Origin of the sequence: Pseudonocardia humida, assembly GCF_023898865.1 — a bacterium.
GTDB lineage: Bacteria > Actinomycetota > Actinomycetes > Mycobacteriales > Pseudonocardiaceae > Pseudonocardia > Pseudonocardia humida.
Genome location: NZ_JAGSOV010000023.1, coordinates 136,092 through 158,929 on the forward strand (window position 1 = coordinate 136,092; position 22,838 = coordinate 158,929).

The 22,838-nt window shown below is 76.5% G+C and carries 16 protein-coding genes and 3 pseudogenes; 10 read left to right on the plus strand and 9 right to left on the minus strand.

Translation table 11 applies throughout. The annotated features are described in order from the left end of the window. Positions 1-96: 96 nt before the first annotated feature. A pseudogene (locus KDL28_RS42100) lies at positions 97-549 on the minus strand (FMN-binding negative transcriptional regulator); the annotation flags it as partial. A gap of 227 nt (positions 550-776) precedes the next feature. On the opposite strand from KDL28_RS42100, the gene KDL28_RS41455 reads away from it, so the two are divergent. The 5 genes and pseudogenes from KDL28_RS41455 to KDL28_RS11350 all read left to right on the plus strand — a co-directional run bounded on the left by KDL28_RS41455 (position 777) and on the right by KDL28_RS11350 (position 5,333). Then, positions 777-1,403 carry a TetR/AcrR family transcriptional regulator gene (locus KDL28_RS41455; protein WP_252437522.1) on the plus strand — a complete coding sequence of 209 codons (627 nt, stop codon included), beginning with the start codon at positions 777-779 and terminating at the stop codon, positions 1,401-1,403. Continuing rightward, positions 1,393-2,658 carry an MFS transporter gene (locus KDL28_RS11335; RefSeq protein WP_252437525.1) on the plus strand — a complete coding sequence of 422 codons (1,266 nt, stop codon included), beginning with the start codon at positions 1,393-1,395 and terminating at the stop codon, positions 2,656-2,658. The genes KDL28_RS41455 and KDL28_RS11335 overlap by 11 nt, the downstream gene beginning before the upstream one ends. Before the next feature lie 77 nt (positions 2,659-2,735). Next, a pseudogene (locus tag KDL28_RS11340) lies at positions 2,736-3,895 on the plus strand (alanine racemase). Further along, positions 3,892-4,644: pseudogene (locus tag KDL28_RS11345) on the plus strand (glycoside hydrolase family 1 protein); the annotation flags it as partial. The pseudogenes KDL28_RS11340 and KDL28_RS11345, both read left to right, overlap by 4 nt. Positions 4,645-4,718: 74 nt before the next feature. Continuing rightward, positions 4,719-5,333, plus strand: a complete 615-nt coding sequence (locus tag KDL28_RS11350) for a family 1 glycosylhydrolase (RefSeq protein ID WP_252437528.1) — start codon at positions 4,719-4,721, stop codon at positions 5,331-5,333. 48 nt (positions 5,334-5,381) lie between these two features. Here the strand turns inward: KDL28_RS11350 and KDL28_RS11355 are convergent, their stop codons facing one another. Together KDL28_RS11355 and KDL28_RS11360 are read right to left on the minus strand one after the other, a co-directional pair. After that, positions 5,382-7,034, minus strand: a complete 1,653-nt coding sequence (locus tag KDL28_RS11355; protein WP_252437530.1) for a flavin-containing monooxygenase — start codon at positions 7,032-7,034, stop codon at positions 5,382-5,384. A gap of 52 nt (positions 7,035-7,086) precedes the next feature. After that, on the minus strand, positions 7,087-8,016 hold the full coding sequence (locus tag KDL28_RS11360) for an alpha/beta hydrolase (RefSeq protein ID WP_252437533.1): 930 nt from the start codon (positions 8,014-8,016) through the stop codon (positions 7,087-7,089). Between the two features lie 202 nt (positions 8,017-8,218). On the opposite strand from KDL28_RS11360, the gene KDL28_RS11365 reads away from it, so the two are divergent. Continuing rightward, entirely contained in the window at positions 8,219-9,988 is a 1,770-nt protein-coding gene (locus KDL28_RS11365; RefSeq protein WP_252437536.1) for a sigma-54-dependent Fis family transcriptional regulator, read from the plus strand. 86 nt (positions 9,989-10,074) lie between these two features. Next, entirely contained in the window at positions 10,075-10,764 is a 690-nt protein-coding gene (locus KDL28_RS11370; RefSeq protein ID WP_252437748.1) for a haloacid dehalogenase type II, read from the plus strand. Positions 10,765-10,804: 40 nt separating this feature from the next. Here KDL28_RS11370 and KDL28_RS11375 read toward each other — a convergent pair whose 3' ends face one another. The 6 genes from KDL28_RS11375 to KDL28_RS11400 all read right to left on the minus strand — a co-directional run bounded on the left by KDL28_RS11375 (position 10,805) and on the right by KDL28_RS11400 (position 20,483). Next, entirely contained in the window at positions 10,805-12,043 is a 1,239-nt protein-coding gene (locus KDL28_RS11375) for a Dyp-type peroxidase (protein WP_252437538.1), read from the minus strand. Beyond that, positions 12,043-12,648, minus strand: coding sequence for a copper chaperone PCu(A)C (locus KDL28_RS11380; protein ID WP_252437540.1), 606 nt, complete (start codon positions 12,646-12,648; stop codon positions 12,043-12,045). The genes KDL28_RS11375 and KDL28_RS11380 overlap by 1 nt, the downstream gene beginning before the upstream one ends. A gap of 107 nt (positions 12,649-12,755) precedes the next feature. Next, positions 12,756-13,319 (minus strand): hypothetical protein, encoded by a 564-nt coding sequence (locus tag KDL28_RS11385; RefSeq protein ID WP_252437542.1) that lies wholly within the window; start codon positions 13,317-13,319, stop codon positions 12,756-12,758. A 10-nt stretch (positions 13,320-13,329) separates the two neighbouring features. Continuing rightward, positions 13,330-14,565, minus strand: a complete 1,236-nt coding sequence (locus KDL28_RS11390; protein ID WP_252437544.1) for a PP2C family protein-serine/threonine phosphatase — start codon at positions 14,563-14,565, stop codon at positions 13,330-13,332. 19 nt (positions 14,566-14,584) lie between these two features. After that, complete coding sequence (locus tag KDL28_RS11395; RefSeq protein ID WP_252437546.1) at positions 14,585-15,388, minus strand: alpha/beta fold hydrolase; 804 nt, start codon at positions 15,386-15,388, stop codon at positions 14,585-14,587. A 151-nt stretch (positions 15,389-15,539) separates the two neighbouring features. Continuing rightward, complete coding sequence (locus tag KDL28_RS11400; RefSeq protein ID WP_252437548.1) at positions 15,540-20,483, minus strand: CHAT domain-containing protein; 4,944 nt, start codon at positions 20,481-20,483, stop codon at positions 15,540-15,542. Positions 20,484-20,627: 144 nt separating this feature from the next. On the opposite strand from KDL28_RS11400, the gene KDL28_RS11405 reads away from it, so the two are divergent. Genes KDL28_RS11405 through KDL28_RS11415 form a run of 3 tightly spaced genes read left to right on the plus strand, consistent with a single transcriptional unit; the run spans position 20,628 to position 22,823 of the window. Then, on the plus strand, positions 20,628-20,939 hold the full coding sequence (locus KDL28_RS11405; RefSeq protein WP_252437550.1) for a CATRA system-associated protein: 312 nt from the start codon (positions 20,628-20,630) through the stop codon (positions 20,937-20,939). Next, complete coding sequence (locus tag KDL28_RS11410; RefSeq protein WP_252437552.1) at positions 20,936-22,471, plus strand: CATRA conflict system CASPASE/TPR repeat-associated protein; 1,536 nt, start codon at positions 20,936-20,938, stop codon at positions 22,469-22,471. Before KDL28_RS11405 ends, KDL28_RS11410 begins: the two co-directional genes overlap by 4 nt. A gap of 52 nt (positions 22,472-22,523) precedes the next feature. After that, positions 22,524-22,823, plus strand: a complete 300-nt coding sequence (locus tag KDL28_RS11415) for a hypothetical protein (RefSeq protein WP_252437554.1) — start codon at positions 22,524-22,526, stop codon at positions 22,821-22,823. Positions 22,824-22,838: the final 15 nt, after the last annotated feature.

A 22,838-nucleotide genomic window follows, 5' to 3' on the forward strand; every position in this document is an offset into this window, starting at 1 on the left:
ATCTCGGCGGTGGCCACCGGCATCTCGAACCCGACGATCCGTCCCACGCGCCGCCGGATGCCGTCGCCGCCGAGCTCCCGGTGGCCACCGGCCGGGACGTCCGCGCTCGGCGTGCTCGACGAGCGCCTGGACGCAGCGCAGCGTGTGCGCGTCGTCGGGGGACAGCGTCGGCGTCCCGTGCAGGTGGACCGCGAGGTAGCACCAGGTCGGCGCCATGTCGCGGACGGCGTACCAGGACGACGACAGGTAGGCCTGCTGGCCGGAGAACACCGCGACGGACGGCGCCCCGGCCGCGAGGGCCGCCACCTGCGGGTTGGCTCGCGCGAGGTACCCGACGACCATGGCCCGCCCGCCCGCGCCGACATCACCAGCGGCAGGTGCGACACGTGGATGGTGCCCGCGTGCGGCGTGACCAGCGTGGCCAGCGGATGGTCCGCGACGAGGGCCGCCGCCGCCGCGGCGATGTCGTGCGGATCGAGCACCTCGTGCACCCAGGACCCCGTCCCTCGGACGACCACGGCACCAGGACCCTACGGCGCACGACCCCACCGATCACCCGGTTGAGCCCTGAGCTGAGCGCCACCCGTTCGGATGAAGTCGATCACCGCCGTATCCCCCACCCCACCGGAGGCTCGTCATCGGCAGCCGTCCCGATCGGCACGGCACAGCCAGGACGAGCTCGCACACGCGGCGCGGACGGTTGCAATGCCGTCACGGCGACTCGGGAACCGGTCATCTGTCTGGGACGATCGTCCAACCTCACGGAGGAGGATGCCGTGCCCCGCATACCCGCCACACAGCGCCGGGCGGCGCTCGCGCGCGCCGCACTCGCCGTCGCCTCCCGCGACGGGCTCGCGGCCGCCTCGACCAGGGCGATCGTCGCCGAGGCCGGGATGCCGCTGGCCAGCTTCCACTACGCCGTCGCCTCCCGCGACGAGCTGCTGGGCGACGTCGTCGCGCTGGTCGTCGCCGAGGAGCGTGCGGCGGCGCTGGCCGCGCTGGTCTCGCACGCCCGCGACCCCCGCGAGGCGATCCGGCTGGCCCTGCTGGGCTACCTCGACCAGGTCCGCGCCGACCCGGGGCGCGAGCAGGCGATGTTCGAGCTGACCCAGCACGCGCTGCGCACCGAGGGGCTCGACGGCCTGCCCCGCGAGCAGTACGCGCGCTACCGCGAGACGGCGCTCGACGTGCTGGTCGCGGGGGCGCGCCGGCTGGGGTTCGACTGGCGGGTGCCGCCCGCCGACCTGGCCCGGCTGCTGGTGATGGTCACCGACGGGCTCACGCTCGCCTGGCTGGCCGACCGCGACGACGCCGCGGCCGAGCGCGCGGTCGACCTCGCCGCCGACGCGCTCGCCGGCTTCGTCGTCGCCCGCGCCGGGGCGGAGGGCCGCGATGACGGTTGAGCCGAGCACCGCACCGGCGCCCCTCACCGAGCCCGCGCGCCGGGTGACCCCGGGCTGGATCGCGACCTTCGCCACCGCGTGGCTCGGCATCTGGATGGCGCAGCTCACCCCGGTGCAGCTGCTGCTCCCGCTGCAGGTCGAGGCGGCGCTGCCGGACACGGACTGGGTCGGCAGCGTCGTCGCGTTCGGCGTCATCTCCGGCATCGCGGGCCTGTGCGCGCTCGTCGCCTACCCGCTGGCGGGCGCGGCGTCCGACCGCACCGTCTCGCGCTACGGCCGCCGCCGGCCCTGGATCCTCGGTGGCGCGCTCGTGTTCGCCGCGGGCCTGGTGCTGCTCGGGTTCCAGACCTCGCTGGTGGGCATCGGCGTGTGGTGGTGCGTGGCGCTCGTCGGCTTCTGCGTCACCACGGCCGCGCTCACCGCGACGATCTCCGACCAGGTCCCCGTGGAGCAGCGCGGGCTGGTGTCGGGGTGGCTGTCGGCGCCGCAGGCGATCGGCACGATCCTGGGACTGGTCCTCGTGACCACCGTCTTCCTCGGCACCGCGGCGGGCTACATCGCGGTCGCGGTGCTGCTCGTCGTGCTGGTGGTGCCCTTCCTCGCGGTCGCCCCCGACGCGGTGCTCCCCCGCGCCGAGCGCCCGCCGCTCACCCTGCGGGCGCTCGTCGCGGGCTTCTGGATCAGCCCGCGGCGCCACCCGGACTTCGGCTGGACGCTGCTCGGGCGCATCCTGGTCAACCTGGGCAACGCCCTGGGGACCACGCAGCTGCTGTACTTCCTCATGTTCGGGCTGGAGCGCGCGGACGCCGAGGGCGACCTGATCCTGCTCACGCTCCTGTACATGGTGTTCGTGATCATCGCCTCGATCGGGCTCGGCGCGCTCTCCGACCGGCTGGGCAGGCGCAAGGCGTTCGTGGTCGTCGCCTCGCTGCTGCAGGCCACGGCCGCGCTGCTGCTCGCTCTGGTCCCGGACTTCACCGCGGCCATGATCGGGGCGGGGCTGCTCGGGCTGGGGTACGGCAGCTTCCTCTCGGTCGACCAGGCGCTGGCCACCCAGGTGCTGCCCGACGCGGCCAGCCGCGGCAAGGACCTCGGCATCATGAACATCGCCACCGCCGTCCCGCAGGCGCTCGGCCCGCTGCTGGGCGCCTGGATCGTGGCGGCGCTGGCCGGGTTCACCGGCCTGTTCGTGCTGTCGGCGGTCATCGCGGTCCTCGGCGCGCTCGCCGTCCTGCCCGTGCGGGCGGTGCGGTGAAGCTCGTCCGGCCGTCCGGGGCGCCGTGGCGCGACGCCGCGACCTGGTGGCCCACCCTCAGCGCGGCGACCGCGGCCCTGGACACCCCGTTCGGCGTCCTCGCCGCCGAGGCGCTCGCGGCCAACGCCTTCGACCTGCTCGACCGCGCGCGGGGCACCCCGATCCGGGTGGCCAGCAAGTCGGTGCGGGTGCGCTCGGTGCTCGACGCCGTGCTCGAGCTGCCCGGCTACCGGGGGATCCTGGCCTGGCCTACACGCTGCCCGAGGCCCTCTGGCTGGCCGCGCCGGACGGGACGCACGGCGGGCACACCGACGTCGTCGTCGGCTACCCGAGCGTCGACCGGGCGGCGATCGCGCGGCTCGCCCGCGACGAGCTGCTGGCCGCGCGGGTGACGCTGATGGTCGACGACCCCGCACAACTCGACCTGGTCGACGCGGTCGTGCCGACGACCGGCCGCGCCGCACCCGTGCGGGTGTGCCTCGAGCTCGACGCCTCCTACCGGCACCGGATGCTCGGCCACGTCGGCGTCCGCCGTTCGCCGCTGCACGACGTCGGGCAGGCCCGCGCCGTCGCCGCCGCGATCGCGCGCCGGCCCGGCTTCCGGCTGGTCGGCGTCATGGCCTACGAGGCGCAGATCGCCGGCGTGGTCAACCGCGGCCCCCGCCGCGCCGCCGTCCGGGCCATGCAGCGCGCGTCGGCCGCCGAGCTGGCGCACCGGCGCGCCGCCGCGGTGGCCGCGGTCCGCGAGGTCGCGCCGCTGGAGTTCGTCAACGGCGGGGGCACCGGCTCGATCGAGTCGACCCGGGCCGACGCCTCGGTCACCGAGATCGCCGCGGGCTCGGGGCTGTTCGGACCCCACCTGTTCGACGGGTACGTCCGGTTCACCCCGGCACCCGCGGCCGCCTTCGCGCTGAGCGTGGTCCGGCGCCCCGACGCCGGCACCGCGACGCTGCTCGGCGGCGGCTGGGTCGCCTCCGGACCGCCCGGCGCGGACCGACTCCCCCAGCCCGTGTGGCCCGAAGGGCTTCGGATGCTGGGCCGGGAGGCGGCGGGCGAGGTGCAGACCCCGGTCACCGGGGCCGCGGCGCGCACCCTGGCGGTGGGCGACCGGGTGTGGTTGCGCCACACCAAGGCCGGCGAGCTGAGCGAGCACCTCGACGCCTTCGCGGTGGTGGCCGACGGCGAGCTGGTCGACGAGGTGCCGACCTACCGGGGCGAGGGCGAGGCCTTCCTGTGAACGGGCCGCCGCACTCCCCCGCCGCGCTCGCCGCGAGCCTGCCCGCCGGGTTCGTCATCGGCGCGGCGACCTCGGCGTTCCAGATCGAGGGCGCCCCCGAGGCCGACGGCCGCGGGCGCTCGGTCTGGGACGACTTCGCCGCGCGCCCCGGCACCGTCGTCGACGGCTCGAACGCCCGGGTGGCCACCGACTCCTACCGCCGGTGGGCCGACGACGTCGCGCTGCTGCGCGACCTCGGCGTCGACGGCTACCGGTTCTCGCTGTCGTGGCCGCGCCTGCAGCCCGGCGGCCGCGGGCCCGCCAACGCCCGCGCCGTCGCCCACTACGACCGCGTGATCGACGCGCTGCTGGCCGAGGGCATCCGGCCGATGGTCACGCTGTTCCACTGGGACACCCCGGCCGAGCTCGAGGCGGCCGGCGGCTGGCTGCGCCGGGACACCGCGTTGCGCTTCGCCGACTACGCGGCGCTCGCCGGGGCCGCCTTCGGCGACCGCGTCGACTCCTGGGTCACGGTCAACGAGCCCGCCACCGTCGTCCTGCAGGGCTACGCCCTCGACGTGCACGCGCCCGGGCGGGCGGCCATGGCCCGCGCCGTGCCCGCGGCGTACCACCTGCTGCTGGGCCACGGCCTGGCCGTCCGCGCGCTGCGCGCGGCCCGGGTGCGCGGCCGGATCGGCATCACGAACGTGCACTCGCCGGTCTCCGCGGCCACCCCGGCCCGGCGCGACCGGGCTTACGCCGCGCTGTTCGACGTGCTGCACAACCGGCTCTTCGCCGATCCCGTGCTGCTCGGCCGCGCACCGGCGTACCGCTCGGCGCCGGCGTGCTGGGGCTGGCCGTGCGGGCGCTGTCCCGGCCGCGCCGGGCCGACCTCGCCGTCATGGCCGAGCCGCTGGACTTCTACGGGCTCAACTACTACTTCCCCACCCGCATCGCGGCGGGCACCCCGCCCGCGGGCGCGACCAACCCCGACGGCGAGTCGGCCGCCATGGACGAGTTGCCCTTCCACCTGGCGCCGTGGCCGCAGTACCGGCGGACCGGGTTCGGCTGGCCGGTCGCGCCCGACCAGCTCGGCGTGCTGCTGCGCCAGATGGGCGAGCGCTACGGCGCGGCGCTGCCGCCGGTGGTCGTCACCGAGGGCGGGGCCAGCTTCCCCGACGCGCCGGCCACCGGCGAGCGCGGTGCGCCGGGTGAGGTCGACGACCGGGAGCGCATCGACTACCTCGCCGAGCACATCGCGGCCGCCGCCGAGGGCGCACCCGGCGTGCGGGTGCTGGGCTACTACGTCTGGTCGCTGCTGGACAACTGGGAGTGGGCCGCCGGGTTCACCCAGCGCTTCGGCCTCGTGCACGTCGACTTCGACACCGGCACCCGCACGCCGAAGCGGTCGTTCGGGTGGCTGCGCGAGGTGCTCGCCGCCCGCCGCCCACCGCCCTGACCCCGGCGCGCGTGGCCCCCGACCGGTCCGGTCGGGGGCCACGGCCGGTCAGACCCCGGCGGTCTCGTTCTCGCGCATCTCGAAGCCCTCGTAGCCGGCCGCGGCGACCTCGCCGAGCTTCTGGCGGTAGGCGCCGTGCCCGGCCATGTAGAACATCACGGCGTTCTTCTTGCCCGGGATGTTCGCCCCGAAGATCCACGAGTCGGCCTGCGGGAACAGCGTCGCGTTCGCGATCTCCTCGCAGGTGGTGGTCCACCCGGCCTCCGCCTCCGCGGTGGGCTCGACCGTGCGCACCCCGGTCCGCTCGGCCTCCCCGATCAGCCCGGAGATCCACTCGACCTGCGCCTCGATGCTCGGCGGCAGGTTGGTGAACGGGCCGTTCGGCCCCAGGATCATGAACATGTTCGGGAAGCCGGACTTCGACACGCCCAGGTAGCTGGTGGGGCCCTCGGTCCAGTGCTCGTCGATGTGGCGGCCGCCGCGACCGCGCAGGTCCATGCTCCGGTAGTTGCCGTCGACGGCGTCGAACCCGGTCGCCAGGACCAGCACGTCGAGCTCGTGCTCGACGCCGTCGGCGGTGCGCACACCGGCCGGGGTGATCCTCTGGATCGGGTTCTCCTTGATCGAGACCAGCTCGACGTCGTCCCGGTTGTAGGTCTCGTAGTAGCCCTCGTTGCACAGCGGGCGCTTGGCGTAGAGGTCGGTCGGGGTGAGCTTGCGGGCGGTCTCCGGGTCCTCGACGATCTCGGCGATCTTCGAGCGGATGAACGCCGCCGCGGCCGCGTTCGCCTCCGGGTCGGTGGCGATGTCGCAGAAGGTGCCGAACATGAACCGGAAGCCGTTGCCCTTGTCCCAGTTCTCCTGGAACACCCGGCGGCGCTCGTCCTCGGAGACGCTCATCGCGTGCACGTCGCTCTCCTGGAACCCGAACGCGACGACCGAGCCGCGGACCTGCTCCCAGATCGCGTCGAAGTCGGCCTTGGTCCGCTCGACCTCGGCCTTGTCCACCGGGCGGTTGCCGGACGGCACGCTGTACTGCGGCGAGCGCTGGAAGACCGTCAGGTGCCCCGCCATCCGCGCGGCGGCCACGATGAACTGGCAGCCGGTGGAGCCGGTGCCGATCACCCCGACCCGCTTTCCGGTGATGTCCAGGTCCTGCGGCCAGGCGTTGGTGTGCACCAGGTCGCCCGCGAAGTCGTCCAGCCCGGGGATGTCGGGGACGTTGCTCTTGGCCAGCAGCCCGAGCGCGTTGACCAGGTACCGGCTGGTGAGCGTCTCACCGGTGCTGGTGGTGACCCGCCACAGGTCGGTGTCCTCGTCGAAGGCGGCCCCGGTCACCTCGGTGTTCAGCGCGATGTCGCGGCCCAGGTCGAAGCGCTCGACGACGTGCTCCAGGTAGGCGAGCACGTCGGGCTGGTCCAGGTAGCGGGTGCTCCAGTCCCACTCCTGCAGCAGGTCCTGGTCGAAGGAGTAGCGGTAGACGAAGCCCTCGGTGTCGGACTTCGCGCCGGGGTACCGGTTGAAGTACCAGGTGCCGCCGACCCCGCCGCCCTTCTCGAACGCCCGCACCGTCAGGCCGAGCTCGTTGCGCAGCTTGTGCAGCATGTAGATGCCGCCGAACCCGGCGCCGACGATGATGGCGTCGACGTCGGCGGTGCGGGTGCGCGCCGCGTCGGGTGATCCGCTCGCGAGCTCGCTCATGGGTCCTCCTGCGATGTCCGGGACGGGTTGGGGGGTGGGGTCGACCGGCCGGTCAGCCGCGGTACCACTTCGCGATCTCGGCGATCTCCACGTCGGCCTCCGGCGCGGTGCCGGCCAGGCACGGGAAGACGTGCTGCATGCCCTCGGCGATCGACAGCGTGACGTCGACGCCGGCCGCCGCGGCCTTCTCGGCGACCCGGGTGGCGTTGTCGACCAGCGTCTCCGCGGAGCCCGCGTTGACGTAGAGCCGCGGGAAGCCGGTGAAGTCGGCGTAGAGCGGGTTGGCCAGCGGTGTCCTCGGGTCGATCTCGCCACCGGCGAGGACGCCGGCGATCATGCCTTCCAGCAGGGCCTCGGTGACCAGGGCGTCGGTCGCGGCGTTGGTCTTGAGCGACTCGCCCGCGTTCTCCATGTCCAGCCACGGCGAGAACGCGATCACCCCGCCGGGCAGCGGCCTGCCCTGCTCGCGCAGCGCCAGCGGGATGGCGATGGCCAGGTTGCCGCCCGCCGAGTCGCCCGCCGTGGTGATGTCGGCGGGCGCGATCCCCCGCTCGGTGAGCGCGACGAACGCCGAGACGCCGTCCTCGACCTGCGCCGGGTGCGGGTGCTCGGGGGCGCGGCGGTAGTCGAGCACGAACGCGGTGACGCCCAGCGCCTTGGCCACGTGCGCGGCCAGCTTGCGGTGGCTCGACGCCGAGCCGACGGCGAACCCCCCGCCGTGGGTGTAGAGCAGCACCTTCGAGGTGTCCGCGCCGATCGGCAGCGCCCAGATCCCGGGGACGCCGCCGACGGTCTCCTCGCGGTAGGTCACGTCCTCCGGCTCGCGGGCGGCCTGGTGCCACTCGTCGAAGATGCTGCGGAACAGCCGCGTGGTCAGCTCGGGTGTGGTCGCGATGATGTCGGACCAGTCGGCGTAGAGCGCGCGCAGCGCGTCCGACTCGGCCGAGGTGCCCGCTGGACGGGTCGATGGCGCCGTCGTCATCCGGTTCCTCCTCGAACGTTCCCGCTGTGTGCGGATCAACTTGCGGATCACTGTGGCGAGCGATCCGCCCCCGCGGCTGTTCCGATTTGGAACGGCGGGCACTGGCGGCCGGGTGGCCCCATCAGGCACATTGGGCGGGCGCCTGCGGCGCTGCCGGCGAACCCGCGGGTCGGCGCCGCCCGCGACGGACCACGGGGCAACGATGCGTCGAGACCAGATCCGGCACCTGCCGACGATGACGTCGGCCCAGCGCGAGCGCACCCGCCGCAGCCGGGAGGCGCTCGTCGACGGCGGCCTGCTGGCCGAGCCGCCGGGGCGCAGCGGCGTCCCGCGCCACATCGAGCGGAGCTGGCGGCGGTGCGTGGGCGATGAGGTCCCCGTCGACCCCGAGCTCATCGCCTACCGCGATCCGGACGACGTCCTGCCGGTGCTGCGCCGCGCCGCGGGGCCGGTGCTCGACCGGCTCGCCGACAGCTTCGCCGAGGTGCCGGTGGCCATGGTGCTGTCCGACGCGACCGGGCGCATCGTGATGCGGTACGTCGCCGTCCGCAGCCAGCGCGACGTCATGGACCGGGCCAGCGCCGCGGAGGGGTTCGACTACTCCGAGCCCTCGATCGGCACGAACGGCATCGGCACCGTGCTCGTCGAGCGCGGACCGGTGCTGGTCCGTGGCCCGGAGCACTACAACTCCCGGCTGGAGGGCCTGACCTGCGCGGGCACCCCGGTCTTCGAGCCGCACACCGGGCGGATGGTCGGCACGTTCTCGCTGGCCTGCTCGCTGCGCGACGTCCACCCGCTGATGACGGTGATGGCCGGCGACATCGGTCGCCAGATCGAGGCGCGGATCCTGGAGGAGGCCGGGGCCCGCCACCGCCACCTGGTGCAGGCCTACCTCCTCGCCGACCGGGGCGGCGGCGCCGTGCTCGTCGTCGACGAGCGCACCGTGCTCGCCAACCGGCCGGGGCTCGTCCACACCGGCCCGGAGCTGCACCCGCTGCTGTGGCGGTTCCTGCAGGAGCACGGGCCGGGCCGGGCGCGGCGGATGCGGGTGCCGCTGCCGGACGGCCCGCACGACGCCCTGGTCGAGCCGGTCCTCGACGCCGGTGCCACGGCCTACTGCGTGCGGCTGCTGCCCCAGCGGCCGGGTCCGCGGCCGGAGGGTCCCCCGGCGCTGGACGCCGGCCCCGTCGCGCCGGTCCCGACCCGCGAACCGCTGCACTTCCACCCCGACGTCGCCCGCCTCCTGGAGGCGGCCGTGCGCCACCGCGAGCTCGTCGCGGTGACCGGGCCCGGCGGCGCCGGGAAGCTCCGCACGGCGCTGCGCACCCTGCGCAGGCGGGACGCCGACGACCCGCTGGTCGTCGAGCCGCACCTGGACCCCGACTGGTTCGCCGCCGCGCGCGCCGCCGTGGCCGAGGGCCGCGGGCTGGTGATCCGCCGGGTCCACGAGACCCCGGCGCCGTCGGTCGCGCAGGTGCAGGCACTGGCCGCGGCGGGCAGCCCGCTCGCCCTCACCGCCGACCTCGCCGCCGCCGACGACGCCGTGCTCGCGATGGTGCGCCAGGTCGCCACCACCGTCGGGCTGCCCGCGCTGGCGCAGCACCGCGAGCAGCTGCCCGGCCTGGTGCGGGCGGTGCTGGCCGAGCTGCCCGCCCCCGAGTCGGCGACCCGGTTCGCGCCCGCGGTGTGGGAGCGGTTCAGCACCTGGCACTGGCCCGGCAACCTGGCCGAGCTGCGCACCACCGTCGTCGCGCTGGCCCGCCGGGCGGCGGGCGGCACCGTGCGGGTCGACGACCTGCCCGACGAGCTGCGCACCTCCCGGCGCTCACCGGGACTGCTGGAGTCCGCCGAGCGGGCGGCGGTGGCCGAGGCGCTGCGCGCCGCGGGCGGCAACCGCAGCCGGGCGGCGCAGGCCCTCGGCATCGGGCGCAACACCCTCTACCGCAAGATGCGGGAGTTCGGGATCAGCTGACCCAGGCGCCCCCTACCGGACGGCGACCCGCGATGAACCGTCGAGGACGGCTGGAGACCCCGGCCGGCGAGGAGGAACCGCCCCACATGCCGCCCCTGCGCATCGACGCCGTCGTGTTCGACGTCCTGGGCACCCTGGTCGACGAGCCCGCCGGCATCCGGGCCGCGGTCCGCGCCGCGGCCCCGCACCGCGACGAGGGCTCGGTATCGGAGCTGCTCGCCCTGTGGCAGGCCCACGTCGAGCGCGAGCAGCAGCGCATCGTCCGCGGTGAGCGCCCGTTCGCGCCCAGCGAGGTCATCGACGGCGAAGCCGCCGAGCTCGTCGCGGGCCGCGCCGGGATCGCCGACCCCGACGCGGTGGCGGCCCTGGCCGCCGCGGGACAGCGCCTCTCGCCCTGGCCCGACTCCCGGACCGGCCTGGCCCGGCTGGCCGAGCGATTCCCCCTCATCGGGCTGTCCAACGCCGACCGCTCGGCCCTGCTCCGGCTCAACGCGCACGCCGGGCTGCGGTGGCACCAGGCCCTGTCCGCCGAGTCCGCCCGGACCTACAAGCCCGCCCCCGCGGTCTACGAGCTCGCCGTGCGCGTCGCCGCCCGTCCGCCCGAGCGCCTGCTCATGGTCGCCGCCCACGCCTGGGACCTGCGCGGTGCGCAGGCCGTCGGCCTGCGCACCGCCTACGTCGCCCGCCCGGTGGGCGACCCACCGGCTCCGGGCGACCGGTTCGACCTGCGCGCCCGGGACCTCGACGACCTCGCCGACCAGCTCGACCGGACCTGACGAGGACGCCCGGCGGGGCCGGGCGTCCTCGTCGGGTCGATCAGCCCTCCAGCAACCGCCCGCCGACGTACTCACCGGGCGCGCAGCCCGGTGGCACGGCGAAGGCCGCCGAGCCGGTGTGGGTGACCCACAGGTTCAGCACATCGGACTCGGCCAGCCGGGCCTGCACCGGGACGAACGCGGTGGCCGCGTCGGCCTGGTAGGCCGCGAAGAGCAGCCCCGCCTCCGGGGCGCCGTCGGCGGTCGGTCCGTCGTCGTAGCTGAACCCCCGGCGCAGCATCCGCTCCGCCGGGCCCCGCGCCTTCGCCCGCAGCGCGTGCGCCGCGGGCGGCACCGCGGCGAACCCGTCGCCGTCCACGGCCGTCGGGTCGACCTCGTCGAACTCGGTGCCGCCGGTGACCGGAGCGCCGCTGCCCACGCTGCGGCCCACCGACAGCTCCCTGGCCTCGCGGCCGAGGTCGTCCCAGACGTCGAGGTCCATCCGGATCCGGCGCAGCACGAGCATGCTGCCGTCGACGAACCAGTCGGGCCCGTCGCGCACCCAGACCGCGTCGTCGAGCGCGCCGCCGACCTCCGGGTTCTTCGACCCGTCGCGCTGGCCGAACAGGTTGCGCGGCGTGGTGCCGGCCGGCTCGGAACCCCGCGCCGGACCGAAGCCGCGCTGGGTCCAGCGCACCGTCGCGACGCCGCGGGCGTCCCGCACGAGCCTGCGCACCGCGTAGGAGAGCGGCAGCCGGTCGTCCGAGCAGACCTGCAGCAGCAGGTCGCCCCCGCTCCAGCGGGGGTCGATGCGGTCGGTGGCGAACGCGGGCAGCGCGCGCACGACCGCCGGGCACTGCTCGGGGCGGCCGATCGCGTCGAACAGGCCGGGTCCGAAGCCGAAGGTCACCGTCAGCCGCGACGGCAGCGCCACCAGCTCCGGGTCGTCGGCCCCGAGCGGCGACCGACCGGCGGTGAGCCGCGCGGCGTCATCGCTGAGCAGGCGCAGCAGCCGAGCGACGTCGTCGGCCCCCGAACCCGGGCGCAGGTCGAGCGCCACGAACGCGGCGTGCGCCTGCACCGGCGCGGTGGTGATGCCGCTCTGGTGCCGCCCGTGGAAGGGGACCGCGTCGGCGCCGACGGGCCCCTGCGGGGCCGCCGCGACCGGGGCGGGCGGCGGCTCGGCCGACGCCGTGGCGCCGAGCGCTCCGACCGCTCCCCCGCCCAGCGCCGCCGCGCCGCCGAGCAGCAGCCCCCGCCGACCCAGCACCCGCCGGGACGCGGCGGGACCGGCGGGCATCAGCCGCCCTGCCCGGTCGGTGCACCGCCCGGGCCGGACATGCCCGGCGCCGCCTCGCCGTGCTCGTAGTTCTCCTCCCCGGCGGTGGTCTCCTTGGCCAGCGCCGAGAACCCGGCGGTGGAGCCGTCGCCGAGGGTCAGGGTGACCTCGACGCGGTCGCCGGGCCGGATCGGGGCGGCCAGATCCATGATCATGATGTGGTCGCCGCCCGGGGCCAGCCGGTGCGGGGCGCCCGGGTCGACGACGAAGCCGCTCTCCTTCGGCTGCATCGCCATGGTGCCGTCGGCCTTGCCCAGCACCTCGTGCAGCTCGGCGCGCGGCGAGGCGCTGGTCGCCGCGGACACCACGGTGACCGGGGCGCTGCCGGTCGCGGTGACGGTGCCGAACACGGCGGTCATGCCGCCCTCGGCGGCCTTCACCCACGGGTCGGAGACGACCACGGCCGTCTGCGGCGCCGGGGCCGCGGCCGCGGCGGGTTCGATCGTCGGTGCGGCGGGGCCGGTCGTGGGTGCGGCGCCGCAGCCGGCGAGCGCGAGCGCGCCCAGGGCCGCGACGAGCAGCGCGCCGCGTGCGCGGACGGACGCGGCAGGAACAGAGGGGGACATGTCAGATCCTCGGGTGTCAGGTGGGACCCGGTCGGACCGCCCGTCGAGCGGGGGTCGGTCGGGATGTCGGGGCGTGCGGCAGCGCCCCACCCACCACCGTGGATCGGTCAGGCGCGCACCGCGGCGGGCGCCCGCGGCGGGCCGCGCCGACCCACGTCGTGCAGGCCGACCACCCAGCGCCCCAGCGCCGCGGTCACCGGAGCGACCAGCAGCACCCGCACGCTCGCCCGCGGCCGGAACGGCGCGACCACCGCGATCGGCACCAGCAGGCCGACGGCCCATTCGGCCATCCGGTCGCCGTGGCTGAGCAGGAACCCCAGCACCACCGCCGCGAGCGCGTGCGCGGCCAGCATCGTCGGCGCGTTCGCGCCGCCGAACTGCCCGCCGTGCGCCATGTGCCCGTGGCCCGCGTGCGGGGAGTCGGCGGCGAACGCGAAGTGCAGCAGCGCCTGGGCGACGACGAGCCCGGCCGCGGTGCCCGCAGTGCCCCGGCGCCTGCGGGCCATGGCCGTCGCCGACGCCTCGACGAGCGCGACCAGCCCGACCACCAGCGGCAGCGCCGGCAGCGCCCCGCCCGCGGTGACGTGCGCCCCCACCGCCAGCCCGACCGCGGAGACGGCGAACGCGGCCGACCGCAGCCGCCGGACGGCTCCCGGGGTCGGCGCGCTCACGCCCGGCAGCCTAGGGGGCTGCCTGGCGCCCGATGGCGAGCAGGGCCGCGTCGTCGTCGAGGCCGTCGCCGAAGCCCTCGATCAGCGCGGCGATCGCCGCGACGATCGCGCCCGGCGCGGCCGGGGCGAGCGCGCGGGTGAACCGCAGGAGGTCGTCCTCGTCGTGGCGGGTGCCCCGGTCGTCGACCCGGGCCTCGATCAGCCCGTCGGTGTAGAGCAGCAGCGTGTCGCCGCGGGCGAGCCGGAGCTCGGCCCGCGTGAAGCGGGGCTCGGGGACGGCGCCGACGAGCTGGCCGCCCTCCAGGTCCACGACGTCGACGGCGCCCTCGGCCCGCAGCACCAGCGGCGGCGGGTGCCCGCCCGCGGCCAGCGCCACCGCGAGCTGGTCGCCTGCCATCCGCAGGACGCCGTAGACGACGGTGCAGAACTTCGGGTTCCCCTGCTCGTGCTCCTGGGCCAGCACCGCGTCGAGGTTGGTCAGGACGCTGACCGGATCCGGGTCGTGCGCGGCCGCGGACCGCAGCGTGTAGCGCGTCAGCGAGGTGAGCGCCGCCGCGGTCGCGCCCTTGCCGCAGACGTCGCCCAGGAAGAAGCCCCACTGGCCGCCGGGCAGCCGGAACAGGTCGTAGAAGTCGCCGCCGACCTCGTCGACCGAGGCCGGGTGGTAGTAGGCGGCGGTCACGACGCCGGGCACCTCGGGCAGCCGCGGCGGCAGCAGCGTCCGCTGCAGGACGGTGGCCAGCCGCTGGATGCGCTCGCGCTCGCCGTCGGCGTCGCGGCGCGCCTGCAGCAGCTCGGTCTCGTAGCTGCGGCGGTCGCGGGCCTCGAAGACCGCGATCCGGACCCGCGCCGAGCCGGTGCCCTCCGTCCGGGACGCGACGGCGGACACCAGGACCGGCAGCCGGGCGCCGTCGGCCGTGCGCAGCTCCAGCGCGAACCCGCCGACCGAGCCCTGCATCGTCAGCAGGGGCGCGATGTGCGTCTCGTAGTGGATGCGCCCGCCCACCGTGAGCAGGTCGCTGAACCGTCCCCGCCCGACGAGGTCGTCGCGGGTCCGCCCGACCCAGCCGAGCAGCGTCGAGTTGACCCGCAGGATGGTGCCGTCGGGCAGCGTGGACAGCAGGCCGCACGGCGCCGCGTCGTACAGCTCGGCCGACCCCGCGGCCTCGTCGAGGACGGCCGCGGCCACCTCCGCGCCGCGCTGGCCGTCCACGGCCCGGGACGACGTCGGACCGGGCCGGGTCACGGTCCGATCAGCCCGGCGCTCACCGCTGGGCACCCACGAAGGACAGGATGGCCGCCGCGGTCTGGTCCGGGGCGCTGAGCTGTGGGCAGTGCCCGGTGGCGTCCAGCGTGACCAGCCGGCTCCCGGCGATGTGCTCGTGGACGTAGGCGCCGACCTCGGGCGGGGCGATGGCGTCCTGGGCGCACTGCAGGATCAGCGCCGGCACCGCCACCCCGGGCAGGTCGGCGCGGCTGTCGGACAGGAACGTCGCCCGGGCGAACACCTGGGCGATGCGCGGGTCCATCCGGCAGAAGCTGTTGGTCAGCTCCCGGCCCAGCTCGGGGCGGTCCGGGTTGCCCATGATGACCGGGGCCATCGCCGCGGACCAGCCGAGGTAGTTGCTGTCCAACGACTCCAGCAGCTCGTCGATGTCGGCCCGGCTGAAGCCGCCGCGGTAGTCGCCGTCGTCGATGTAGCGCGGCGACGGCGTCACCAGCACCAGGCCGGCGACCCGGTCGGGCTCCAGCTCCGCGGCCAGCACCCCGATCATGGCGCTCACCGAGTGCCCCACGACGACCACGTCGCGCAGGTCCAGCTCCCGGCAGATCGCGGCCACGTCCTCGGCGTACCCGTCGAGCCGGGAATAACGCTCCTCGCTCCACCCGAACGCCTGCGCGCCCCCCGCCCCCGGGAAGTCGAACAGCACCACCCGGCACGTCCGCGACAGGATCGGCTCGACCAGGCGCCACATGTGCTGGTCGCAGCCGAACCCGTGGGCGAGCAGGAGCACCGGACCGTCCTCGGGTCCGCGCACGGTCACGCGGTACTTGGTCGCCACGTCCACGGCCGCATCCTGCCACCGCGGCCCCCGGGGTCGAACGTCCAGCACCCCGTTCCGGCGACGGCGCCACCCGCCGCGGAGATCACGAACCGCACCAAGGGTTGTCCATCACCCGGTTGCGCGTTGGGGCCCGGCCCCGGAGCCGGTGACCTCGTCAGGCGCCGCTGTGCAGGTGCGCGGCCCAGCTGGACGGCCGCGCCGGGTGGCGGTCGCGGTGGGCCCGGGTCGCCCGGTGCAGGGCATGGGCGGTGGCCGGGGCGCCCTCGGCGGCCAGGGCCCGGTAGACGCTCGTGGTGATGCGGGCGGCCGGGCGGTCGACGATGGGCCAGAGGGTGGCGACGACGTGGCGGTAGCCGGCCAGCTGGAGGGCGGCGGCGAGCTGGATCGCCTCGTCGGCCAGCCGGGGGCTGGTGCGGGCGGTGGCGCAGGCCGAGAGGTAGGCCAGCTCGGCGTCGTCGAGGCGCAGCCGGGCCAGGTCGAGCACGGTCAGCGGCCGGGTCCGGTGGTCGGTCAGCAGCAGGCGGCCGGCCGAGGGGTCGGCGAGGTCGGTGGTGGCGTGGCAGGCGAAGTGCACCCAGCGGGCGGCGGGCAGGGCCCGCGTCACGCCCTCGTGGGTGGCCTCCGGTCCGGTCAGCGTCCGCGTCCGGCCGGGGAACAGCGTCCCGAGCGCGCGGGCCTCGGCCGCCGCGCCGGGCAGCGCCGCCGCGCCCGGCTCGTCCGGCACGGCCACCACGAGCAGGCGGTCGGGCGGGATCGACCCGCCGCGGGCCGGGTCGGGAGGCAGCGGCCGGCGGGCGTGGATCAGCGCCCGCACGGTCGGGGTGTAGGAGGACACCACCCTGTCCAGCACGGTCTTCGATGCGCGGCGGGTGTGGTGGCCCGCGGCGTGCAGCGGGAGGAACGCCAGCTGCCCGGACGGGCACCACCACAACCGCGGCCAGCGCTCGCCGGGGGCGGGCGCCCGGGTGAGCCCCAGGCTCCGCAGCACCGGACCGGTGATCGCCACCCACAGCCAGCTCAGGACGCGGACCAGGCGCGCATCGGCCCGTTCCCGCCGCCGGGCGTCGGCGTCGGGGTCGTGCACGACCGCGAGCGCCCTCAGGAACGCGATCGTCGCCCGGAGCACGGCCTCGGGCGTCGCCGCGGGCAGCGGCACCACCCGGATCCCGTCGGGGGTCAGCAGGAGCGCGTCGGACCGGATGCCGGTGATCGTGACCAGCACGATCGGCCCGGCCGCCGCGGCGGCGCGCAGCTCGGCGGCCGGCAGCGGCAGCAGGAACCGCTCGAAGCCCGGCCGGGCGCGGATCCGGACGAGCAGCCGGTCGAACTCGCCGGCCAGCGCGCGCCGCCGGTCGATCTCCCGGCCCGTCGCGGCCGCTCCCCCGTCCGGCCCGACGACGACGGCCGTTGGCTCGTCGGCCGACACCGGGCGGCCCGGGTCGGAAGCGGTGTCCAGGGCGTCGCGCAGCCGCACGAACTCCGCGGCCAGGCCGGGATGCCGCTCGGCCAGCCCGGTCAGGTCGGTGCGGGTGTCGAGGGCCTGGCCGAGCAGCACCCCGCGGCCCTGCTCCCACAGCTCGACCGCCCGCTCCGGGTCGCCCGCCTGCAGGCAGCACGCCGCCGCCCGGGCGCCCAGCCCGGCCGTCCCGCCGAGCCAGTACTCCTGGTCCGACCGTCCCAGGCTGCGCGGGGCCAGCCGGGCCAGCAGCCCGATGGCGGCGGCGAACCCGTCCGCGGCGACCGCCCAGTCCCCCTGCTCCGCGGCGAACTCGCCCCCGGCCCGGGCGGCCTCGACGCGCACGCTCACGGGCGCGCTCTCCACCGTCGCCGCCGTCCGGAACGCGTCGAGGGCCCGGTCGCGGTCGGTCGGGCGCCGTCCGTCGCCGCGGAACCGCACTACCAGCCCGAGCCCCAACTGGTAGAGGACCGTCGCGCGGTCGGGGTGGTCGGCGGCCAGGTCCGCCGCCGCCGAGGCACCGATCTCGATGGACTCGTCCAGGTCGGCGGGCGCGCCGGCGTGCACGAACCGGGTGCGCAGCGCGAGCGCGAAGTTCCCCCGGTGCAGGGCGCGCCTGGGGTGCTCGGGCGGCGTGGCGCCCACCGCGGCCCGGCCGCGCTCGACCGCCTCGTCCAGGTCCTCCCGGGCGCCGGTGAGCGCGTGCCGGTGCAGCAGCGGACTGAGGAGGTTGGAGAGGCAGACGGACCGGGCGGCGTGCCCGACGGGCAGGGCGTCCACGGCGGCGCGCGCGTGCTCGACGGCCTCGTCCAGGTCGGCGGGCACGCGCGTGCGCTCGTAGCGGCGGCGCAGCACGAACGCGAGGTTGGACAGCGGCAGGGCGCGGTCGGGGTGCCCGTCGGGGCTCGCGCGCAGGGCGTCGCGCTGCAGGTCGACCGCCCGGTCGAGGTCCGCGGTCCCGCCGGTGTGCTCGAAGCGGCGCAGCAGGCCGTTCGCGAGGTTGCCCAGCACGGCCCGCCGGTCGGGGTGCCCGTCGGGCGTGGCGTCCAGCGCGGCCCGCCCGCACGCGATCGACTCCTCCAGGTCCGCCGGGGCCCCGCCGCGGTCGAACCGGGTCAGGAGCGTCATCGCGAGGTTGGACAGGGATCGGGCACTCTCGGCCGTCCCGCTCGGGGCGGCGGCGAGGGCGGCCCGTCCGTGCTCGATCGCCGCGTCCAGGTCCGCCGGGTCGCCGCTGCTCTCGAACCGCTTGTGCAGCGCGAGCCCGAGGTGGGACCGGAAGTCCGGCCGGACGGGGTGGCCGGCCGGCGTGGTCGCCACCGCCTCCCGCCCCAGCTCGACCGCGTCGTCGAGGTCGGTGGGACCGGCGCCGCGCTCGGCGCGGATGCGCAGGGCGACGGCGAGGTTGGACAGGGCCTGGGGGCGGTCGGGGTGGTGGGTCGCGGTCGTGGCCAGCAGGTCCCGCAGCAGCCCGATCGCCCGGTCGAGGTCGTCGGCCCGCCCCGTGTGCTCGGACCGGATCAGCAGGGCCTGCGCGAGCGCTCCCACCCGCAGGTGCGGATCCGGACCCCCGGGTCCGGCGTCCGCCGTCCCCGCCTCGGCGAGCTGCACGGCCGCGTCCAGGTCCGCGGGCGCCCTGGTCGCCTCGTAACGGGCCAGCACGATCGTGCTGAGCGCGGACGAGTACCGGGCGCGGTCGGGATGATCGGCGGGGAGCGCGTCGAGGCCGGCGCGCCCGGCGTCGACGGCCGCGTCCAGATCGGCCGGTCGGGCCGCGCGGCTGAACCGGGACTGCAGGACCGAGGCCGTCGCGAACAGGTAGTGGGGCCGGCCCGGGTGCCCGGCCGGGGTGGCGGCGAGCGCGGTGCCCAGCAGGTGCAGCGCCTCGTCCGCGTCCGCGGCCGACCCGGTCCACTCGTGGCGCAGCCTCAGCGCGTTGCTGAGCCCGCACACCCGCTCGACCCGCTCCGGGTGGTCGTGCGGTGTGCCGCGGAGCGCGGCCCGGGTGACCGCCACCGCGTCGTCGAGGTCGGCGGGCTCGCCGGTGACCCCGAACCGGGACAGCAGCACGTCCGCGAGGTCGGACACGTGGGTCGCGCGGTGGGGGTCGTCCTCCGGGGTCGCGTCCAGCACCTCCCGCTGCAGCACCAGCGCCCGGTCCAGGTCGTCGACGGCTCCGGTCAGCTCGTGGCGCAGCCGCAGCGACCGGACCAGACCGGCGGCGCCGCGGGTCCGGATCGGCCGGCCCGGCGCGGTGGCCGCCACCGCCGCCTCCCCGACCGCGACCGCCGCGTCCAGGTCGGCGGGCGTGCCGTCGCCGGCCGCGCGCGTGCGGAGTGCGTCACCCAGGTTGACCAGGTACCGGGGGCGGTCGGGATGCCCCTCGGGGGTGGCGTCCACCGCGGCCCGCAGCAGCTCGACGGCGCGGCGCAGGTCCTCGGCGTCCCCGCTGCTCCCGTACCGCGCGTGCAGCGCCAGCCCGAGGTTGCCGACGAACATCAGCCGGTCCGCCACGCCGACGTCGGCGGCCACCGCCGCCTCCCCCGCCCGGACCGCCCCCTCCAGGTCCGCCGCCGCCCCGGACCTCTCGTAGCGGGTCCGCAGCGTCGCGCCCAGGTTGGACAGGTACCCCGCCCGGAGCGGGTCCCCCTCCGGCGTCGCCTCGACGCCGGACCGCAGCAACTCGATCGCCCGGTCCAGGTCGTCGGCCCGGTCCGACCGCAGCTGCAGCGTCAGCCCGAGGTTGACCGCGTGGACCACCCGGTTCGGGTGCTCGGCCCCCGCGTCGGCCACGGCCGCTTCCCCCACGCGCACCGCCTCGTCCAGGTCGGCCCGCACCCCGAAGCGCGCGTACCGGCTCCGCAGGGCGAACCCGAGGTTGGACAGGGAGTTCGGGCGCTCCGGGTGGTCGGGGGCGAGCGCGTCCGCGGCGGCGCGCAGCAGCTCGACGGCCCGGTGCAGGTCGGCCTCCCGGCCGGTGGACTCGTAGCGGCGCATGAGCGCGAGCCCGAGGTTGGCGACGCACATCGTCCGGAGCGGGTGGTCGGGGCCCGCGTCGGCCACGCCGCGCTCCCCCACCTCCACCGCCGCGTCCAGGTCGGCCGGACGGCCCGTCCACTCGTACCGGGTCCGCAGCGCGGTGCCCAGGTTCACCAGCGATCGGACCCGCTCGGGGTGGTCGGCGGCGGTGACGTCCAGGGCGGTCCACCAGCCCCCGATCGCGCTGTCGAGCAGGTGGGGGTCGGCGACCGCCGACGCGCGCCGGAACAGGTGCAGGGCCCGAGCGCCCAGGGCGGCCGGGAGGTCGCTCGCGGCCGGTGGGTGGTCGTCGAGGAAGGCGCCGACCACGGCCGGCACGGCGTCGGGCCGCACCCGGTGCACCGGAGCGAGCAACTCGACCGCGGCGACGATCTCCGGGCGACCCGCGCCCGACCCGAGCGCGAGGAAGCGGCAGAAGTGCAGCAGCCCCGCCACGTGCAGCGCCTCCAGCAGCGTCCCGGGGTCGGCGACCGGGTCGGGCACCGCGACCAGCACCGCGACGGCGTCGTCGACGGCCTCATCGGGCAGGACGACGTCGCCGTCCCCGGACAGCTCGAACCGCTCCAGCCGCGCGCGCACCGCCTCGAGCGGGGACCGGTTCATCGACGCCTTCCTCGGCGGCGGTCGTGGCCGCTCACCGCACCGTGATACTGGCCGATCCGGGCCCCGCCCGTCGCGGGGCCGTCGGTGGTGATCGGCCACCGGCGCGCGGGCCTGCTGGTCCCGGGCCGCGCGTAGAGTTCCGCCGTGCTCGACGACGACCGGCGGGACGCGCTCGACGTGCTCGCCGACTCCCTGCACTGGCACCTGTCGGCGGGCCGGTGGATCGAGGTCGAGCAGCTGGTGCGGACGATGGCGCGGGCCCTCGCCGACGGCGACGAGCGGTCCTTCCGGCGCGCCACGGCCGACCTGGAGCTGCTCGGACCGGTGCGGGCGGCCAGCGCCGAGTCCCCGCCGCGGGAACCGGCGGGCGAGCGGGTCCGGGAGCGGATCAACGAGCTGATCACGTCGCTGGTCGGGCCGCGCCCGGAGCACCCACCCGCCGACGACCGCGGATGACCGTGGAGCTGCGGGGCAGCGCGCTGGTCGTGCACCTGTTCGTGGCCGCGAGGGGAGCGGACCCGCGCGCGGACCGCGCCTACCTGCACGAGGTGTGGCAGCGCCTGCGCGACCGGTGCGCACTCGGCGAGCCGGTCGCGGGGCTCCCGACGACGCCGTCGCTCGACGGCCCGGCCGGGCTCCTGGCCGGGCTGCGCCGAGCGGGCGCGACGGTGCCGCACGTCGAGGAGGCGCTGCTGCGCCGGGAGCACGACGCGTACTGCCTGTCGGTGATGCGCGAACCGGCCGGCGCCACCTGGGCCGGGCTGGAGGCGGAGTGGGCCGCGGTGACCGGCGGGCTGACCACGCCGCCGGGCTTCCTCGGCTCCGCGCACGTCTTCCTGGCCCGCCTCCCCCGGACCGGGCCCTTCTCCCCGGTCGTGCGCCGGGGCCGGCCCGATCCCGCACCGCTGACCCCGGTGGTCCGCCCCCGGCTCCCGGACCCACCCGCTCCGTCGGGCAGCGCGGCTGCGGTGGTGCGGTGGACCCCCGGCGTGACCGTGTCGCACGGTTTCGCCGTCTGGGAGGCGTCCGGCGCCACCGACGAACGAGCGTCCCGCCGCCTCGTCGTCGTGGCGCCGCACGACGCCGACGAGCGGCTCAGCGGCTGGACCTGGGTCGTCGGAGCGGGCCGCGACCTGCCGGAGCTGGGCCGCTACCTGCTGCACGCGGCCCGCCTCCGCACGCAGCTGCGCGTGTGGTCCGACGAGCACGCCGCGCTCCGCGACGCGCGACGCGCCGCCGACACCGCGGTCGACGAGCTGCTCGACCTGCTCGCGACCCGCCCGGGCCGCCCGACCTCGGCCCAGCTGCTCGACGCCGCGCGGCGGATCACCGCGCTGCAGGCCGGCGAGCCGGGCCTGGTGCGCACCCACACTTCGCTGGTCGAGATGCGCCGCACGGTGCAGATCGCCGGGGCCAACCTCGCCGCGCTGAGCGACCCCGGCGCCGGTGGCCCCTTCGCCGACGACCGCGACCTCGGCACCTGGTTCGCCCAGCAGCTCGACGACGACGCCGCCTACGTCGGCGCGGCGCGCGAGCGCGCGGGCCAGGTGGCGGCGCTGACCGACCAGCTGCTGCAGCGCCGGGCCCAGGACGAGCGCGAGCGGTTCAACCTGGCCTTCACCGGCGCCATCGGCGCCGTCCTGATGGTGCTGGCCGCGAGCCAGTCCTTCGGCTACCAGCCCCCGCTGCCGCCACTCGTGCAACCGGCCGTGGTGGCGCTGCTGGGTGCGGTCGCGCTGCTCAGCACCCTGCTGATGCTCTGGATCATCGCCCGGCGCCGGTGGTGGGCCAGAGCGCTGCTCTGGGGCGGCTGGGGACTGGTCGGCGCGACGACCACGTGGGTGATCACCTCCGCGACCGCGGCCGAGGCGGCCACCGAGACCGCGACGCGGTGGGGGTCGGCGGCGGGGTTCGCCGCCGCCTGCGCCCTCGCCGCGCTGTGGTCGACGATCGCGGCCCGCCGCGCGCGGAGCGCGGCGCAGCCGTGATGCGGGGGGTGCGGCGGGAATCGCCGGCCCGTGGGACGTCGAGATCCGCCTGGTGCACGCCGCGCAGGTCGGCACCACCGCGCCGGTGCGCCTGCTCCCCCGCGGTGCGGCGTTCACCGCCGTCGTGGTGGTGGAGATCGGCGGGAACGTCATGGAGGTCGTGGACGTTTCCGAGCTCTTCGTCTTCGTGCGCAATCGCAGCCGGTCCCGCACCCTCCTGCACGCCAGGGAATCGCGGTCCATGGATCCGCGGCGCGCATCGTCGACCGAAACCGTCACGATCCCGTTCGACGGCGGGTGGGTCGCGCACGAGGGCGATGTGCTCGACGTGTGCGCCACCCCTCAAAGGTGACCGCAGGGGTCGATT